The sequence below is a fragment of the Vibrio sp. dhg genome (assembly GCF_003443775.1).
Classification (GTDB): Bacteria; Pseudomonadota; Gammaproteobacteria; order Enterobacterales; family Vibrionaceae; genus Vibrio; species Vibrio natriegens.
In genome coordinates, this window is record NZ_CP028943.1 from 2473254 (window position 1) to 2491141 (window position 17888).

Here is a 17888-nt window from a genome sequence, read left to right on the forward strand (position 1 = left end):
GCGAGTACCTCCATGCGTGATTATGGCAAGGTCTATACCCGCTTTTGGCTAAAGCAAAATGTTTTGTCCTGGAGTGACTCAGCGAAGTTGCTAGGACTGTATTTGCTTACATGCCCGCATTGTAATTTGCTTGGCTGCTTTCGATTGCCGATTGGTTACGTTGCTTCTGACTTGAACTGGGATGAGCAACAGGTTGCCAAGGCGTTAAGTGAGTTAGAACAAGATCAGTTCCTGATTCGTTGCGAGGAATCTGGTTGGACTTTGATTCGAAGCTTTCTGAAGCACAACCCAATCGAAAACCCAAACCAAGGTAAGGCAGCCTTTCGGTTGCTTAAAGATGTACCTGCCGACTTCGTTGGTATGGCATCGCTTTTGAAATCTCTTGCCGCTTTTCAAGCTCGGCTACCAGAAGAATTTTCATCATTGTTTATGCCTGATGGCAACCCGGTAAGGGACTCTCAACGGTCGGATGACTCTGAGGGAAGCAATAAACCAACAGTTAAAACTGTTGACCACATACAGTTTGAAGACTTCTGGGATGTACAAATACGCAAAGAAAAAAAAGCGAAAGCCAAAGAAGAATGGCTACGCATGGGCCTCAATGAAGACCATGAACTCGCCTTGGAAGTGCTAACACGCTGGAAAGAGCAACGAGAAAACCGATTGCAGTATCAAGATCGGACTAAGACCCCTATGCCACATAACTGGCTTTTAAACCGGCAATGGGAAGACGAGTACGTTCGCATTGATGAAGTACAGCAATCATCGACGAGCCTAAAGGGCAGCAATCACCAATTGAATATTGAAGAAAGCAATCGCCGCATTGCTGAAAGCTGGGCCGGACCGGGTATTCGGGAGGTTCGTTCAAGTGCAGGAGGTTGATAAACGCGAGTTTGCTGAAGTTTGGGGAGCTGCTTGGGCCATGTATGGCAAAAGCGTATCACCACAATTGCTATCCATCGCATTTGAAGCCCTTCGTGCTTATAGCATTGAAGAAGTGCGAATCGGTCTGACTCGGCATATTCAATCACCGGATACTGGGCAATTTTTTCCAAAGCCCGCTGACGTCATCAAGCATATCGACGGCAACTCGGGCTCAAGAGCCATGGTTGCTTGGAACAAAGTTGACAAGGCTGTTCGTCAGGTTGGCGCTTGGACATCAGTGATGTTTGACGATGCGCTTATCCACCGCGTGATTTCAGATATGGGTGGATGGGTTGAACTCTGCAAGGTTGATGACAGGGAATACCCCTTTAAGCAAAAAGAGTTTTTAACACGCTACCAGGCTTACTTGCTACGGGACGAAGTGGGTGAATACCCAAGGCTATTACAGGGTATTGCAGACCATCAGAACCAGCAAAAAGGATTTGATATGCAAGCGCCTGTTGCCGTAGGCGACTGGTCAAAAGCGGCACAAGTTTATACGAGAGGCATCGCCGACTTTAGCGCAGTGCCATTAAAAAGAATAAGCCCGAAAGCCATTCAGGCGCTTCTCGGAAATCAATTAGAGGACAAAAATGAAAACGATTAAAGCAAAAACCATTGCCCTAGTGATAGCCATGTCCGCAAGCACTTCAGTCTATGCGTTTCCGGGCTATCAGTGGGAAAAAGCAGCACAAAGTGTTGGTATTGATCCAGTCATGCTCTACGCCGTTGCCTTGGCTGAGTCGGCCTCACATCGAGGTCTTAACATGACCAGTCCATGGCCATACGCAATTCGCAATGGTTCAAATGCAACCTACGCCAAATCTAAGACAGAAGCGGAGCAACTGTTAAACCAAGCACTGCAAGAGAGTGAAAAATACCAGCTCGATATTGGCCTAATGCAAATCAATTTGCATTGGCATGGGCATCGGGTGAGCTCAGCGGCGGAACTGCTAGATCCCATCACCAACCTTACCGTCGGCTCCAGTATTTTGGCCGAAGCAATCAAGTCTTCACCTAACGATTTAGAGCTTGGCATAGGCCGCTATCACAGTTGGAACGAAGAGCGTGCACGCTGGTATGGGCAAAGAGTGCTTTCTATTTATCGCAATATTTTACATGAACTGGAGGTCCGTCAATGACAACCAATCAACAAGACTTCTATCAATTAAACTTGGCGTACCTGCACGCAGCACGGGAATTGGCGCGCATTGATCCGCAAGAGGCTGTCTTGCGCTTTGGACTTACACGCGATGTGGTTGATGCTCTGATTAATGCTGGTGTTGACGACCTGCAACGAGTGGCGACCTCATCATTCATGCTGTTTCAACCAAGGGGTAACCAAAGCCAACTGATTGAGATGGTGAAGAGCAAAGGCACAGGTATCCCAAGAATCGCTTATTTATTATCAACCCTAAACAACAAGGGGGATGCATGATTGATAACCTGTCCAAAAGTGAGCTGTTTACCCGAGCCTCGCTGCTTATTAAATACGGATTTCGAACAACCATTATCGCGCTCGATACAGGTTTGCCAATCCACATTATCAGAAGGCTCCACAAAGAAGTGACTGGCAAGTCACCTTGTCCTGGTCAATTGCCAGAATCTGATGCCATCGTCAAAAGCAGAAGAGCATTAGTTGAAGGCTCCCTGCTTATGGCGCTTTATGTCAATATTGGTGGTGATAATGTCTACAAGCAATTAAATATCGATGCTTTGATGAAGGCTTACGATGCGTATTTGGTTGCAAGAAAAGAAGCAGATCTTCCAGCTGAGATCCCCTGGAAAAAACTGACCATCAATGAAGGTTGGGTTCTAGCTCGTGATTTAAGATCACAGCTAGCATCCTTACACCGGTGTCGATGCGGCAGTCTGTATTTGACGGTATCTCAACAGCGCATTCAGCTTAAATGTCCTGTGTGCGAGATTATGGCCGAGCAAACCACTAGAGCACTTTTTGAGAACTAAAATGCTGATGCATGATTTGATTGTGCACCGCCCGTGCACTTTGAGAGTACTAAGATGATAAAATTACTTAAATCTTTACCAGCACGCTGCTGGTTTATATCACTGGGGCTTTTTCTGGCGACTTTGGCTGCGGCTCATTTTTTTCCCTCAGAAATATTAACGGCATCTGCCAAGTTAGCGGCTTTGCCATTTCTGATTTGCACCATCGTTTTTTTCAGCTACTTGGGATTCAAAGCAATTGCTAGTCCTATCGGCCTTATAACCATCACCACTATGTTTTTAGCAATCGCATATTGGCAAGCGAGTTGGACAATTTTATGTGTCGGTTTAGCCTTCTTAGGCTTAAGCGGACTAATCCATTTATTTCAAAGACAACTGAAAGATACCGGTCGAGAACTAAGCCTGAGCGAAAAAAAATATTGGTACTGGGTAAACGAATTTGCAGATGGTCGCTCATCTATCCTCCCTAAAAAAACAAGGTCATAGTAAATTGACTGCTTTTTTACTTATACTCAAAAAATTGATTGGCACTTTCGTACTACGAATGAAAAATGCCATTTCCATCAATGAATACGGATCAACTCAAGTTCGTTACCCAGCACAACAGGACAGTTCTTTGACATCCTTGTTAAAGGTTTGGGCGCAGAGCTTCAAACCCTCCACCATAGTCAGGTAAGGGAAAAGCTGGTCGGCTAATTCCGTCACCGTCATACGGTTGCGGATCGCCAGCGCCGCACTCTGGATCAGTTCTCCACCTTCATGCGCCAGAATCTGCGCCCCGATCAGGCGGCCAGTGGCTTTTTCCGTCACCAATTTGATAAAACCATCGGTCTCGAAATTCGCCAGTGCGCGCGGCACGTTCTCCATCTCCAATACACGACTGTCGGTTTCAATGTCTTGTGCGTTGGCTTGCTCTTCCGTGAGCCCAACAGTTGCCACCTGGGGATCGGTAAAAATCACTGCTGGCATGGTGGATAGATCCAGTTTGGCGTATCCGCCCGTCATGTTGATGCCGGAACGGCTACCGGCGGCCGCGGCGACATAGACGAATTGCGGCATGTTGCAGCAGTCTCCGGCGGCGTAAATACCGGGAACATTGGTTTCCATGCGTTCGTTAACAACGATTTCGCCCTTTTTGTTGGTCGTAACACCCACCGCGCCCAGATTGAGTTGGCAAGTATTGGCGTGTCGCCCGGTGCTTACCAGCAAACGATCGCAGCGTAGATCGCCCGCGTTAGTTTCCAATGTAAATTGGCTTCCATCGTGGGTCACCTTGGTAGCTTGCGTACTGTTTAATACTCGAATGCCTTCTTTTTCAAAACATCCGGTGAGTTTTTCACCGAGCAAGGGATCTTCCCGATAAAGCAATGTATGTCTTGCTAATATGGTGACTTCACTGCCTAAACGGCGATAAGCCTGGGCAATTTCCAGCGCTACAACCGACGAACCAATCACGACCAGGTGCTGCGGCAATTCCTGAGCAAACAGCGCTTCGGTAGAGGTCCAATAAGGTGTTTCAGTTAAACCATCAATAGGAGGAATGGTTGGCGTGGAGCCGGTAGCGATCAGGATTTTATCGGCGTGAACTGCCTGCTCGGTTCCATCATTTTTTCTGACTATCAGGGTGTTGGCATTTTTAAATTGCGCCCAACCTTTAAGTAAACTAAGCGCAGGATTTGTCTCCAGAATATTCTGGTACTTTGCCGCGCGCAGCTCTTCGACCCGAGCGGTCTGCTGCTGAGTCAACAAGGCTCGACTCAATTGGGGCGCATGATTTTCCAGTCCGGTAAAGGGATTATTGCGTTGCTGCTGAGCCAATTGAGCGGCGCGGATTAGAATTTTTGAGGGTACGCAGCCGACATTCACGCAACAGCCGCCAATCACATCGGCTCCCTCAATAAGAGTGACCTTGGCACCACCTTCAGCGGCTTTAATAGCGCAGGCAAAAGCGCCGGAACCCGTACCGATAATCGCCACGTGTTGAGTTTGGTTGCTTTCAGTGTTGCTTGCATTTTCGTTGTCACAGCAGTCGTTCGGTGAAGTAATTTCTTTTGCAGTGCCAGTGGATTCTTTTGCGATATAACCGAGAGCTTCTATTGCTCCAATGAGAACGGTTACGCTGACCCCACCGTTCGTGGTGATCGTTGCTCTGGCGTTTTCATAAGATATTTCAACCTTATTAACGCCTTCGATCGCATCGAGTGCTTCTTTAACGTGGGCGACGCAACTTGGACAGGTCATCCCTTCTATCGATAGTAAGATCATTCGTTTTCCTCAAATAGTAGTCAGGCATTGCGTCGTGTTAAACAGCACAGCTGTCATCATCACAGCGTTTATTCGCCGGTGAAAAAATATCCCAAAGCGATACGGCAACCATCAGGCCTAATGCTGAATAGGTGACATAGCTGCTCCAGCCGTACTGGAAAAACGGATAGAGCGATAACAGCAATAAAATGGGGCCGGCCACACCCAGCGCACTACGGTGCCATTGCCGGTGGCTGAACCAGCCAAGTCCGTTGAGTACCAAGGCAATCCAGGCAAACAGGGGTAATAGCGTGCTAACAAACAGACCTTCCCATTGGCTGAGAAAACCCAGTCCTACCGCAGCGCCCAGACTGGCAATGGCCGGGAAACACATGGCGCATCCCATAGCAGAAACCAGCGCGCCCAATGAGCTAATCTTATCGCCGAACCGGGTCAGTAACCGTATTAGCATTTCTATGCTTTACTCCTTGAGCGTTGACGGATAACCCGCGTTAGTGGTGGCTTCGGTCAGTGCTTTTACCGTGGTTTTTTCGTCGTCGAAGGTGACCACCGCCAGTTTGGTCTTAAAGGTCACTTCGGCTTTACTGACGCCATCGACTTTTTGTAAGGCTTTTTCCACGGTAAAGGGACAGGTCACACAGTTCATGGTTGGGACTTCCAAAGTAACTGTTTTCGGGGCAGCTAAAGCGTTCAGGCTGGTCAGTACGAACAGGGACATTAGGGCGAGTGTTTTCATAATTTTCTCCAAGAGCAAGCCATAAAGATTTAATCAAAATAAAAGGTTAGAAATCGTCATCAGGCGAACCAGACAATCCAATAATTACTGGTGACTAAAACCAACGCAGTCAGTGCCGTTAACCAAAAGATCACCTGCCGACGTTTTCGCACTTGAGGAACTGCACAGGCGGTGCCTGGCTCACAGTCCTCGACGGGGCGATAGACCTTCCAGCCTGCGAAGCCAAATAAGGCTAAAACCAGCAGGATAAAAATGGGACGATAAGGTTCTAACAAGGTTAAATTACCAATCCAGGAGCCACTCACGCCTAGCAGCAACAAGACGAAAGGACCAGCGCAGCAAAGACCAGCGCCAATAGCGGCAATAACACCGCCGATGATTGGAAAGTTGGGATTACTTTTTGACATAACTCACTCTACTTATCGTACTTTAGTAAAACAAGCTTAAACCCCGTACCCAACTACGGAGTCAAGATAAAATTTGACTCATTATTAATCTTCAGGAAGTAGGGAATCAATAATGGGACAGTGGGATTGGTTAGTATTAGAATTACACTCATTCAATAATTCTGTGAGAACGGTTTCTAAGCGGCGAAGACCTGCTATTTTGGCTTTCACACTTGCAAGCTTGTGTAAAGTCATTTCTTGCACTTCTATACAGGGAGTGTCATTAAGGCTGAGTAAATTGGAGATTTCTTCCAAAGTGAACCCAAGATCTTGGGAACGTTTAATGAATTTTATTCGGTTTAATGTTGCCAAAGGATAAAGTCGGTAGCCTAGATGCGGTTTTTCAGGTTTTTCTATAAGACCACGTCGTTCGTAATAACGAACAGTCTCAACATTGATACTAGCTTGTTCGGCTAATTTTCCAATTGTGTACATGTGTTATATTTCTCCGTATCTAAGTACGGAGAAATATATCCCTATCTACGTAATTAAGCCATAAAACTTCGTTAGCCTTGAGCTTCTACTCCTTGTTTTATTTATTTCCTGATGCCTGGTTATATGCCCTAATATCGATCAAGTTGTTCTGAGCATAATCTCCCGCAAGGGATGCATTTGAGATCACTGCAATCTGCTTATCCACAAATGCTTTATCTTCATCAGACACACTGTCAGAGATGTAAGCGCCACTCTCATCCTTTTGACGATACTCATTTAGCATTTGCTCCCTTAGACCAAGCATTTCAGGCGACCAACTCGATGAGTCTTCAGAGTTGAAAACGCGCCCCGCCAAACCTTCATTGAAAGCTTGAGCGAAAACTTGACTTTGAATCGGGGTCAATCCCATTCTCTGCCCTTCGCTGTATGCTTCCTGTTTAAAATCATCAGCATACTGCTCTAGAAACTCACCATATCGATTGTTAACTGCCGCACCGAATGCCCCCGCCAACATGGCTTCAGACTTAGTGCCCCAGTTTACTTCGGAGGCATACTGCGAACTCGATCCACTGTATGCATCATTAAACGCCGTCAATGGGTTTTCCAAAGAGGTTCCGGCATCAACGGCGGCTTTTAAGCCATCCCAGGTTGATTTGCTGGCCACAGTAGCGTTGTGCAAGAAACCTCGTGAGCCAGGATCTTCAAGCGCTTGTTCTTTGTAACTCTCATAGTCTTCGCCAAAGTGATTCAGGGTATGCAGAGCTGCATCAGTATGCTTGCCACTGAAATCACCAATAGCACTGGCGCTGTTGAAGAACATTTCAGCACCAGAAACTCCGCTATCATCAGCCATAATGCGTGATCGCCACTGAGATCCAGCTTCACTGTTTAGTTCAGATTGATAGGTACTTGTGTCAGTAGCTACGGCCTGTTGGGCTTGCTGCTGATGCGCATTCAACTGTCCATCTATACCAGACAGATTGGTTTGGTAAGCCGATTGAGCTGCGTTGAACTGAGTTTGAACTGTTGCTGCATCCTCGTAGCCGCCCAATACACCCGATTCAACTTGGCTTTGAGCACCACCAAAAGTAGGTGCAGCTGATGACAAGCCTTCATTAGAGCGCGGTTGAATTGATCGTAAATCGGCTCCGGTAGCCATGGCCATAACAGTCATTGCTGCTTGATAATCATTGTCTCGTTCAGCGGGCGTTGAGGAGTTGCTATAGGTTAAAGACTCCATAGCTGCGGCCACATACGCCTGATTATCATCAGGTAGCAAGCGCTGATACATTGGAAGGTTTTCACGTAATCGGTTACCTGCTTCAACATGCTGGTTCATATAGCGACCTAAATAATCCATGACTTCAGGATTATCCGCTGCTAATCGAGTTAACGTCGAACCATCCGTGTTCCTTTGTCCTGATAGACTGTAGCTGGCCTGATCAAGCTCACTAAAGCGGTTTGATGCCGTGATAACGTCTTGTGCTGAACTCTGAAGTGACTGATAGTCTTGGTTAGACAACGACATTTCAACGCCAGAACGTCTTGAATCTGAAAGGTCCTTAACCATTGCATCGCGATACTCAGCACGTCGTGAATCACTCGATGCCAAGCTTTGCATTTCCCCAGTGAGTGTATTTGCGGTCGTTGATCGAGAACTGCCTTCTGACGACTCAACTTGGCCACTAAAGTTTCCACCTAAATCCAAGCCTGCTCGTAACCGTGATATTTTTGGCACTCTTGAGGATTCGGGCTTATCGACTCCAGGCAAGTTACCTTGTCGGGAGTCATTCCCCCCTGTACCAAGTAATCTTCCCAAGAAGCCTTTATCTGCTACTTCTTTATCATCGGTATTTGTAATGGTTCCATCTCCACCGACCCTTAGGCCTCCCGATAACACGCCCGATACCAAGCCACGTACAGCGTCTTTTTTATCGTCTCCGAAACCATACCGTGTTTGCAGGTCATCAGTGACCTGATTAACAACGGCGCTAGATGCGGAATTAGAAGAACCGATCTGACGTCCAACCGAAGAAAGGTTGTCGTAACTTAGCTTTTCACCAAAGGTTCGACTCATGGTATTGCCAACCTGACGGCTAAAGGCTTGAGTTGCCTGAGTCATGGATTCTTTTGCAGAGCCGACCATTGAACCCACTGCGTTTCCGACAGAGAAACTGCTTAGTAAGTTTGACGCGCCGGTCATTGCAGAACCCGTGAGGGCTGAATTTTGGAACATTGACTGTGATTGCATCACCGGGGCATTTTTCGCGACATCTGGACTTGCCAGCTTTTCATCAATGGCATCACCGTTTTGAAGACGTCCAGCCAAGTGGGTAGCGGTTATTGCTGAGCCATACACGAGCATGAGCGAAATTGCCGGAACACTCGACGCCAACATGCCGCCAGTAGCTATCCAGGTTTGCAGCACTGAATCCATCTGCATCATCCCAGCAAAAGATGGCACTTCTGTACCTGCAAAGGCATCAAGAGCCGACATTTTCCCTGCAACGGTTAAATGAATATACAGGTTAATGATGGCCATGACAGGCATCCAAAGTTGAATCCAAAGCAGGATTAACAAGTACTTCCCAGCCATTCGCATCCCGATTTGGCCAAGGGCTATCACAAAGGCCATCAAAGGGGTGATGGCGTAAATGAATCCCTCAAAAAACGTCATCATCGGACGAACAATACTTTGGAACAGAGTCTGCTCCGCCGCCCATTGCGTATTGCGCTGCTCAATCGCTTGGTTAACCATAACGGCTGCGGTGAAAGCTTGATCATCCATATACTTGCCCGTCACGCTTTGCTCATAAATAGGCAAAAGCACCGACGCGGTCATGTACTCTTGGGTGTTAACCGAAGCCAAACCAAGGTTATTCAGTGCATTTCGGATCACGTCATCAGTGTCCGTGGCTGACGAAGTCCCCAATGAGGCTGACAGAACCTGTTTAAGCCTTGGAATGAAGGTTGATTCTGTCATGAGTTTCAGTTGGCTGTAGGCATCAGTGCAGTCCAGATCTCTACTGCTACCACTGAGCATGATGCGCGTGCCATAAATGCGCGAATCAAACCTAATCGCAGTCATCGGGTTAGGATCACTCAGCACCTGATCGAGGTTCTTTTGGCCAATGTCGATACCAATCAAGGTGCACTCTTTGATGTAGTTAAACCACGATTGCTCGATGTCCGAGCCGCCGACACGATTTGCATCACCCAACCCAGAGCGATCCATCACCTGTTTTCTCACTTTAATCAGTGACTGTAAACTGGATGCAAAGCCGTATTCCGTCATGGCGGGAGTTGAGAACGCCGTTTCAAACAATCGCGTGACTTGAAAGCCAACAGTCGAAATCGTACTGCCTGCGGCAGCAACACCGATGGGCACATTATCAACCACTCGAACTTGTCCCGTGTACGCATCCTCAATGCTCACTCGGGTACTGGGCCCAAACATGGTTGCAAAGACTAGCCATGAGACTAAAACGTGTTGAAAGTTAATCCCACGACCACCTTGCATTAAGGCCTGAACAGAGACCATCAATACCCCAATGAGCAAGCCAATCCGAACCATTGAAGTAAAGTCGCCTGTACCAGTAATCATCGCGACAGCGTTCAAGACCTGCTCTAAAAATGCCGAATCCCCGATGGAATAGATCTCCCACATGACCTATTCCCCCAGTGCCGTAGATTTAACGGTGTAATAACGCTGTTTGCGAATGGTCTGAATCACCTGGTTAAAATGCGCCAGCAATTCTTGCTCTGAGCCGTATCTTCGCTGCAACGCAGCGTACTCCTCATTGATTTGGCGACGTGCACGTTCAAGGTCTTCCGTTAATAACTTCGCATAGGCATGATCTTCCACACCGGAGGTACTTCTAGCTGCATTGAGCATGTCTTCAACCAATGCTTGGGCCATCTCAACAGCAATAAATGGCGCAGCTCTTGAAGCAAACGACCTAGCAGCCCCTTCATTTAATGCAGAAAGTGTTCGAATCATGCCCCCAATGCTCGCGGGAGCCGAGGTCATAAAAGCCTTTTCGGTGGTGCTAGCAGCCCCTGTATTTCGAGCAAATTTAAAAATAATGCCGTTACTAGAACCTGTACCAAGAAGTAAATTTTCTACCTGAGTTGATAGCCCGGTAAGAGTCACGTTAGTGATTGTTGGGTTCAGACAACCGTCTTGCGTCACTGTGTCACATCGGTACATAGCGACGTTACCGCCATGAATTAGATGCTCAATAGTCACTTTATTGCCATTCAGCCTGGTCAGTTTTGGGGCTTTACCTTGGCCATCAGCGGCATTAGCAAGATCACCAACAATGATCGAACCCGTCACCGACATAACCGCTTCAAGAAAACGGCCATCCCCCGATGCAAACCAGCTTGATGCCGAGTGACGTTTCAATGCTCGCCAAACCAAATTACCTTTAATCGTTTTGTTCACATCAGATGCCGCGACACTTGAAGCGTTCTCATATGGGTTCTTACCATTGGATTCACTCCAACTGGTAAAAACGTCTCCAGCCCCTTTAAGTGAGCTCAACATGCTGGCTTCTGTTTGCCCCTTTTTACCAAAAGCAGCCAGGGTATCGTTCACGACTCCCTGAGCCATTTGACAGGAATTGCCAAAATACTCGTTCAACTGCTGGATTTTCTTTTGCAGTGTCTCCATGTGCTGAGAGCATTTCTCACACATAGCACTGAGCGCCAATTGGAATGCGTATCCCTTGGCGTTTGCAGCAACAGAACGAAGTAATTGAACAAACTGATCTGCATTAACAAATGACAAACTTCCAGCGAACATATCAATGCCGCCACAACCGGCTTGGAATGACGGAGGCACCATAGAGACGAGGTTCTCGTTCATGATTCTGTTACGGACAACAACACTTCCGCCAGATATCACACCACGCCGTTGACTCTCGAATACACCAGGCGCAGTGGTGTTGGTCATAGAACCAAACAACTGGTTCATCTCCTGTTGCAAGCTTGCTTGGCTCATAGATGAAAAACCAATCGCACAGGCGATTAGCGATACTCGGAATACTTTTTTCATCGTTATAACCCTCCTTGTGCACGCAGATAGCGAACAAGGAACTCAGGGTCCTGTAATATCTTTTCGTTAAGCTCTTGGGCTGACATCGCGAGTGACACGCCTGGTTGAACAGGTCTGGTGGTATAGTAAGTTTGATCGTCAATCCAACCGGCTTGATGGGCTGCGAGAATGATTCGATTATTCAGTTCATCAAGGCTCATTGCACCTTGGCCAATGGGAGTGATGACATTAGGTGGATCAACTAAGAACACGGCAGGGACAGTCGTAACGGACAATGATTGAGCTTGTCCTGAATCGACTTTGAAATTGGGAAACTCTCCACCCGGTAAAGGCAAGCCATCGACAGCAATAGCAAATACCTCGAAACCGTAGTTTAAAGCCATTGATTCGATGATAGGCGCTTGAGCGTGGCAGTAAGGGCAATCCGAACGATAGAAAAAGAACAGGCCTGCTCGCTTCGCTACTTCACCTAAAGCAACGTCCCTTTGAGCGCCAGCTTCTCGATCCATCCGATTGGCAGCATAGGTTGCCAAGGGTCTACGGCTGATTTCATCCAAAACAGGATCGCCCATGACCACCTGCTGACTAACATCAGCAAATAGTGAGCCCTTATCCATCATGACGCGCTGAAGATAAAGATAGGCTCTGACATTCTCACTCGTTGGCTCATCAATTGCCTTGTCCATGAACGACTGCATGTGCTCACGAAACCAGGCAGCACTGAAGGGCTTTAGCTCGCTCTTACTGGACTCCACGACACCAGCTTCCGGCTCTATCAGCTCCTCAGGCTGCTCAGGTTCAGGAATGACCTGATACCAAAACCAGCCTTCCTGACCACGCTGATAGAATGGCCCATCACTGGCATGGGCGGGCAAGATGAATAGAAAGAAATTAATGATTGGGATGGTCACCCATAGGATGAACCAAGGTAACAAGGGGGTTCTCATTGTCAGCTCCAGAAAATCTCACATAGCTAACATGCTAAAGATCCCCGTTAGAGCGATTGGCCAGATAGATGAAGGAATCGTGTGTGTTTCTGACTAGCTGTTGTGACCAGTAACAGTAACAACAGCTAAATTTAAAGAGCCAAATTTATTATTGGACCGCTTTGAGCGATAAGTGGTCGGTCAGATGAACTCGTTTTTGGACAGAAATTACTTAGATCATTAGCTCTAATTTATTCCATTTTGATTACTATTTTTGACCGAAAAGAGCGGCTCGTTGATTTTTAATCAAATGAAAAGTGCATAGATATTCAAAAGGCAAGGTATAAACCTTGCCTTTGTTATTACTTATACCAGCCGTCAGCTAGAACCTCTGCTTGTTCTAACACAAGCTTGATGGCTTCCTCTGCGGCATCAGGTGGATATTTCCATCGACGCAGCAGTCGGCGTACTAGGTTACGCATACGAGCGCGAACGCTTTCGCGCTTTTGCCAGTCAACCGTTGCAGATTTACGAAGTTGCTGAGTAAGTTCAATCGCTAAGTTGCGTAAATCATCGTTGCCAAGCTCCCGAACTGAGGACTCGTTTTCAACCAAAGCACGGTAGAACGCCATCTCATCCACAGAAAGGTTGGGCTTATCTACCATCTCCGCATCTTCTTGCATCTCTTTTGCCCATTGAATTAGCTCTTCAATGACCTGAGCTGTTTCGATGCTACGGTTGTGGTACTTGTTTAATGTCGTCAAAATGCGGTCTGAGTATTTTTTCTCTTGCACCACATCGTTCTTCATCCGAGCTTTGACTTCATCACGCAGCAGCTTCTCAAGCAGCTCAACAGCAAGGTTCTTTTCTTTCATGTTCTTAACGTCTTCTAAGAACTCTTCAGAAAGCAAACCGATGTTAGGCTTATCTAAACCAACCATTGAGAAAATATCATCAACACCATCAGCGATCACAGCATTGTCGAGGATCTGCTTCAAAGCCGTATTGCGCTCTTCATCCGTACGCTTTTTATCAACGGTAGAGTGCTTCATAAACGCGGCTTTAATCGCAGAGTAGAAGGCAATTTCGTTCTTGTAACCACGCGTTTCATCCATGGTATTACACAATGAATACGCTTTACCTAACGCAGCCATCACATCGAGGAATCGACGTTTGCCATCGCGTACTTCTTTGCCTTTGCTATCTGTGTGTGACAAACCTGATAGATGGTTTACCGCACCGGGCAGTAAACGCAGCGCATCAGTTTCAAAGTCAGGACGATAGTTAAAAACCTTGCCATCAACTGGAGTCGCAAACATGCCACGAACGATATCAACCTTTTCCATCAGTACCGAAAAGGCTTCAGCAGTATCGACGGTTGGTTGCCCTTTACCTTGGCTATTGGTGTAGGTTTTGAGTGCGTTTTTAAGCTCATTAGCAATGCCGATATAGTCAACCACCAGACCGCCCGGTTTGTCTTTAAAAACGCGGTTTACGCGTGCGATAGCCTGCATCAGGTTGTGACCTTTCATTGGCTTATCGACATACATGGTATGGCAACACGGCGCATCAAAGCCTGTTAGCCACATATCACGAACAATCACCAATTGAAGTTCATCTTGAGTATCTTTATATCGCGCCTCAAAGAGCTTCTTGGTTTTCTTATCATGAATGTGCGGCTGCATCTTAGGTTTATCAGATGCGCTTCCTGTCATGACTATCTTGATAGCCCCTTTAGCAGGGTCATCGTTGTGCCACTCTGGCTTGATAGCAACAATCGCATTGTAGAGATCGACACAGATTTCACGACTCATCGCCACAATCATGGCTTTGCCGGGAAACGTTTCGGTACGCGTGGTAAAGTGATTCACTAAGTCCTGAGCTACTTGTTGGATACGTGACTCAGCACCGACGAGCTTTTCAAGCGTTGCCCATTGAGATTTGATTTTCTCACGGCTCGCAGTCTCTTCATCCTCACCGATCTCATCTTCGATTTGGTCATTAAGCTGCTCGATTTCAGCTTGGTTGATATCAAGCTTGGCTAAGCGAGACTCATAGTAGATTGGCACCGTAGCACCATCATCGACCGCATCTTGAATATCATAGATAGAAACGTACTCACCAAATACGCCACGAGTGTCTTTGTCGTCCATGGCAATGGGTGTTCCCGTAAAGCCAATGAACGATGCATTTGGCAGCGCATCACGCATGTATTTGGAGTAACCATAAACAAACTTTTGTGAGATGACATTGCCATTAGCGTCTTTAACGTCCACTAACTTTGATTTGTTACCGTACTGACTGCGGTGCGCTTCATCCGATACCACAACGATGTTGGCACGCGTTGATAACACTGGGTGCTCTGTTTCTTCAGCAAGTAGGGCAAATTTTTGAATGGTGGTAAAGATGATGCCGCCAGATTGACGAGAGAGCAGCAGCTCACGCAGCTTATCACGCCCGTCCGCTTGCGATGGCACTTGTTTAAGCGTTTCATACGCCATACCAAAGGTATTAAAAAGCTGACCATCAAGATCATTACGGTCTGTCACCACCACAATCGTTGGGTTGTTCATCGCAGGCTGTTGCAATAGTTTGCTTGCGCAGCAAACCATAGAGATACTTTACCACTGCCTTGCGTATGCCAAACCACACCCGCTTTACCACTTCCGGGCTTGATTTTATCTAAGCCTTTTGTCGCTTGAACTTGGTATTGCCCCATGCTTTCAGCGACTAAAGGCAGTTCGCCATCGGCCTGTTTCGCTCGCACTGTGGCTTCGACTGCTGCTCGCACGGCATGGAACTGGTGGTAACCAGCAATTTTCTTGATGACAGTGTCGTTGTCAGTTTCAAACAAGACAAAGTAACGAATGTAATCAAGCAGTAAATCAGGCTTGAAGAAACCCTTAACCATGGTTTCAAGCTGATAATCCCAGAGCGGTTTATCGTCTTCACCAGAAACAGTTTTCCATGGTAAAAAACGTTCTTTGTTTGCGGTGAGAGAGCCAACACGCGCCGTCCAACCATCACTCACCACCAAAGATTCGTTGAAAACAAACAGATCAGGAATTTCATCTTTGTAGGTTTGCAGTTGGTTGTAAGCATGCCAAATGTCCGCATGTTCGTCGGCTGGGTTTTTTAGCTCGATAACCGCAATCGGCAAACCATTAATGAACACCACTACATCAGGGCGACGGTTGCCTTTTTTTCCTGTAATGGTGAACTGATTCACCACCAGAAACTCGTTGTTATCTGGATTGGTAAAATCCATTAAGCGTGCGTGGGTGTGCTTGGTTTTCGTTTCCCCGTCTTCATACACGGTGTACTCAACAGGTACACCTTCAATCAGGTATTTGTGGAAAGCGCGGTTGCTTTTAATCAGTACTGGCGTGTCTGGCGTACTTACCGTATTCACCACCACATCCAAGCTCTCTTGTGGTAGTTCAGGGTTTAATACCTCTAAACGCTCAAGCAAGCGCTGCTTCAGCACGACTTGGTGGTAATCATCACGCTCTGGTGAATCGCCATCAGGGGCGATGTCGTAGCCATTTTTGTATAGATAACCTTGGTCTGTAAACCAGTCAAGGCAGAGCTGCTCTAGTTGGTCTTCTGTGATCATGACCACTCTCTTCCTTATTATTTATTCCAAGCACTATGAATCAAACGACCTGTTTGGTTGTAGATCCCAACCTGTTCGATGTAGTGATGAAAATCGCTATTCTCCGCGACAATTCTATTAGCCGACTGCCAATCTACGTTATTGCGTTCTTGGGCTGGTATAAGTATTTGGCTATCAAAAAGTGACTCGGTGTCGAGAATAAGCACGCCAATACCATGTAGGCTGGATAGCATTTGGAGTTCTGCTTCAACGTCACTGTTTAAGCCTGTTGCAACCAAGTAACCAAAGTTTGCCCAGCTAGAATTTGAAACCGCTTGGAAGAAGTATTTGCGCACGTTACCTTTCGTCAGGTGCTTTTTAACTTCAAACGACCATAAACGAACCGAGCTATGATTGCCGCTACGTACACAACTGCGCACAATTTCATCCCAGCCTTGGTCGAGAGGCTCAAGAGCCACTACATCAGGGTGCAACCAATGGTTCCCGCCATTCCCATGTGAGTTTTTCGACTTTCGTTCATCAATGCGCTGGCAATACAGCCCAAGGTCTTTATTCAAAAATTCGATTAATAATGGATATAAATCATGTTCATTCAATTAGCTCCATATCTACAGACATCGACCTGAATTAAAAGCAAGGACACTCAGATGCAATCCCCATTTATCGTTGAGTTAACAGAACAGAATTTTAGAGAAGTGCTTGAAGGATCAATGAACACGCCCGTTCTGATTCATTTTTGGGCCAACGCTCAACCAGAAAGCGCACAAGTGCTACCTGAGTTGCAAGCTCTCACTCAACAGTACAATGGTGCTTTTACATTGGCTCTGCTGAACTGTGAAGCTCAACCAGCGCTTGCTTCCCAATTTGGCGTGCAAGTACTGCCAACAATCGCGTTGTTTGTTAATGGACAAGCGGTCGATGGCTTAGGCGGACCTCAACCAATTGAATCGATTGGCACAATGCTACAAAAACATTTGCCAAGCCCTGACGAGCAACTATTGAAGCAAGTAAGCGAACTGCTTCAACAAGGCGAGCATGCACAAGCTCTGAACGTCATTCAAACGCTGTCAGATGAACTGCAATCACGCGGTGATGTAAAACTAGCAAAAGCCGATTGTTTGCTAGAAACCAAACAATTCGAATTAGCACAAGAGTTATTGGCAACCATCCCACTTGAGTATCAAGACAACTCTTACAAAAGCTTAATCGCGAAACTGGAACTGCATCAGCAAGCGGCTGAAAGTCCAGAATTAAAGCGCTTGGAACAAGAGTTGGCAGCTAACCCAGACAATTTTGAATTGGCATGTGAGCTAGCAGTACAATACAACCAAGTGGGTCGTGATGAAGAAGCGCTAGAGCTACTTTGGAACATTTTAAAAGTAAACCTAGGCGCGCAAGATGGCGAAGTGAAGAAAACTTTTATGGATATCCTAAGCGCATTAGGACAAGGCAACGCTATTGCAAGTAAATATCGTCGCCAGCTGTACTCCATCTTGTACTAAGCGCAGAGTTC

16 protein-coding genes and 1 pseudogene are annotated in these 17888 nt (G+C 46.7%); 7 read left to right on the forward strand and 10 right to left on the reverse strand.

Annotated features, from left to right (window positions below):
* Window positions 1-12: 12 nt before the first annotated feature.
* The 6 genes from DBX26_RS11405 to eexR are packed head-to-tail and all read left to right on the forward strand — an operon-like array spanning window position 13 to window position 3378.
* Window positions 13-882 carry a hypothetical protein gene (locus DBX26_RS11405; RefSeq protein ID WP_118119203.1) on the forward strand — a complete coding sequence of 290 codons (870 nt, stop codon included), beginning with the start codon at window positions 13-15 and terminating at the stop codon, window positions 880-882.
* Window positions 869-1531, forward strand: coding sequence for a DUF6475 domain-containing protein (locus tag DBX26_RS11410; RefSeq protein WP_007105460.1), 663 nt, complete (start codon window positions 869-871; stop codon window positions 1529-1531). Before DBX26_RS11405 ends, DBX26_RS11410 begins: the two co-directional genes overlap by 14 nt.
* On the forward strand, window positions 1518-2066 hold the full coding sequence (locus DBX26_RS11415) for a lytic transglycosylase domain-containing protein (protein WP_025610846.1): 549 nt from the start codon (window positions 1518-1520) through the stop codon (window positions 2064-2066). The genes DBX26_RS11410 and DBX26_RS11415 overlap by 14 nt, the downstream gene beginning before the upstream one ends.
* Window positions 2063-2362, forward strand: coding sequence for a flagellar transcriptional regulator FlhD (locus tag DBX26_RS11420; protein ID WP_000210563.1), 300 nt, complete (start codon window positions 2063-2065; stop codon window positions 2360-2362). Before DBX26_RS11415 ends, DBX26_RS11420 begins: the two co-directional genes overlap by 4 nt.
* Window positions 2359-2892: a FlhC family transcriptional regulator gene (locus DBX26_RS11425; protein ID WP_000566755.1), complete on the forward strand. Its 534-nt coding sequence runs from the start codon at window positions 2359-2361 to the stop codon at window positions 2890-2892. The genes DBX26_RS11420 and DBX26_RS11425 overlap by 4 nt, the downstream gene beginning before the upstream one ends.
* A gap of 54 nt (window positions 2893-2946) precedes the next feature.
* Window positions 2947-3378, forward strand: a complete 432-nt coding sequence (gene eexR / locus DBX26_RS11430; protein ID WP_028867978.1) for an entry exclusion protein EexR — start codon at window positions 2947-2949, stop codon at window positions 3376-3378.
* 105 nt (window positions 3379-3483) lie between these two features.
* On the opposite strand, the gene merA is transcribed toward eexR, so the two are convergent.
* The 10 genes and pseudogenes from merA to DBX26_RS11480 form a co-directional block, all read right to left on the reverse strand.
* Window positions 3484-5157, reverse strand: a complete 1674-nt coding sequence (gene merA / locus DBX26_RS11435; RefSeq protein WP_028867977.1) for a mercury(II) reductase — start codon at window positions 5155-5157, stop codon at window positions 3484-3486.
* A gap of 37 nt (window positions 5158-5194) precedes the next feature.
* A complete protein-coding gene (merC, locus tag DBX26_RS11440) occupies window positions 5195-5602 on the reverse strand; it encodes an organomercurial transporter MerC (RefSeq protein WP_196575170.1) in 408 nt (135 codons plus the stop codon).
* Between the two features lie 15 nt (window positions 5603-5617).
* Window positions 5618-5893: a mercury resistance system periplasmic binding protein MerP gene (merP, locus tag DBX26_RS11445; protein ID WP_028867975.1), complete on the reverse strand. Its 276-nt coding sequence runs from the start codon at window positions 5891-5893 to the stop codon at window positions 5618-5620.
* A gap of 59 nt (window positions 5894-5952) precedes the next feature.
* Window positions 5953-6300 (reverse strand): mercuric transporter MerT family protein, encoded by a 348-nt coding sequence (locus DBX26_RS11450; RefSeq protein WP_028867974.1) that lies wholly within the window; start codon window positions 6298-6300, stop codon window positions 5953-5955.
* Between the two features lie 84 nt (window positions 6301-6384).
* Window positions 6385-6774: an Hg(II)-responsive transcriptional regulator gene (gene merR / locus DBX26_RS11455; protein WP_028867973.1), complete on the reverse strand. Its 390-nt coding sequence runs from the start codon at window positions 6772-6774 to the stop codon at window positions 6385-6387.
* 97 nt (window positions 6775-6871) lie between these two features.
* Window positions 6872-10441 carry a conjugal transfer protein TraG N-terminal domain-containing protein gene (locus DBX26_RS11460; protein WP_118119205.1) on the reverse strand — a complete coding sequence of 1190 codons (3570 nt, stop codon included), beginning with the start codon at window positions 10439-10441 and terminating at the stop codon, window positions 6872-6874.
* Between the two features lie 3 nt (window positions 10442-10444).
* Window positions 10445-11833, reverse strand: a complete 1389-nt coding sequence (locus tag DBX26_RS11465; protein WP_118119207.1) for a conjugal transfer protein TraH — start codon at window positions 11831-11833, stop codon at window positions 10445-10447.
* A gap of 2 nt (window positions 11834-11835) precedes the next feature.
* The gene (locus tag DBX26_RS11470) at window positions 11836-12780 is read right to left on the reverse strand and encodes a thioredoxin family protein (RefSeq protein WP_118119210.1); all 945 of its coding nucleotides are present in this window, start codon (window positions 12778-12780) and stop codon (window positions 11836-11838) included.
* Between the two features lie 341 nt (window positions 12781-13121).
* Window positions 13122-16375, reverse strand: a pseudogene (locus tag DBX26_RS11475) (type I restriction endonuclease subunit R).
* A 17-nt stretch (window positions 16376-16392) separates the two neighbouring features.
* A complete protein-coding gene (locus tag DBX26_RS11480; protein ID WP_232060169.1) occupies window positions 16393-16971 on the reverse strand; it encodes a hypothetical protein in 579 nt (192 codons plus the stop codon).
* Between the two features lie 51 nt (window positions 16972-17022).
* Here DBX26_RS11480 and DBX26_RS11485 point away from each other — a divergent pair, with 51 nt between their 5' ends.
* Window positions 17023-17877 carry a co-chaperone YbbN gene (locus DBX26_RS11485; RefSeq protein ID WP_118119212.1) on the forward strand — a complete coding sequence of 285 codons (855 nt, stop codon included), beginning with the start codon at window positions 17023-17025 and terminating at the stop codon, window positions 17875-17877.
* Window positions 17878-17888: the final 11 nt, after the last annotated feature.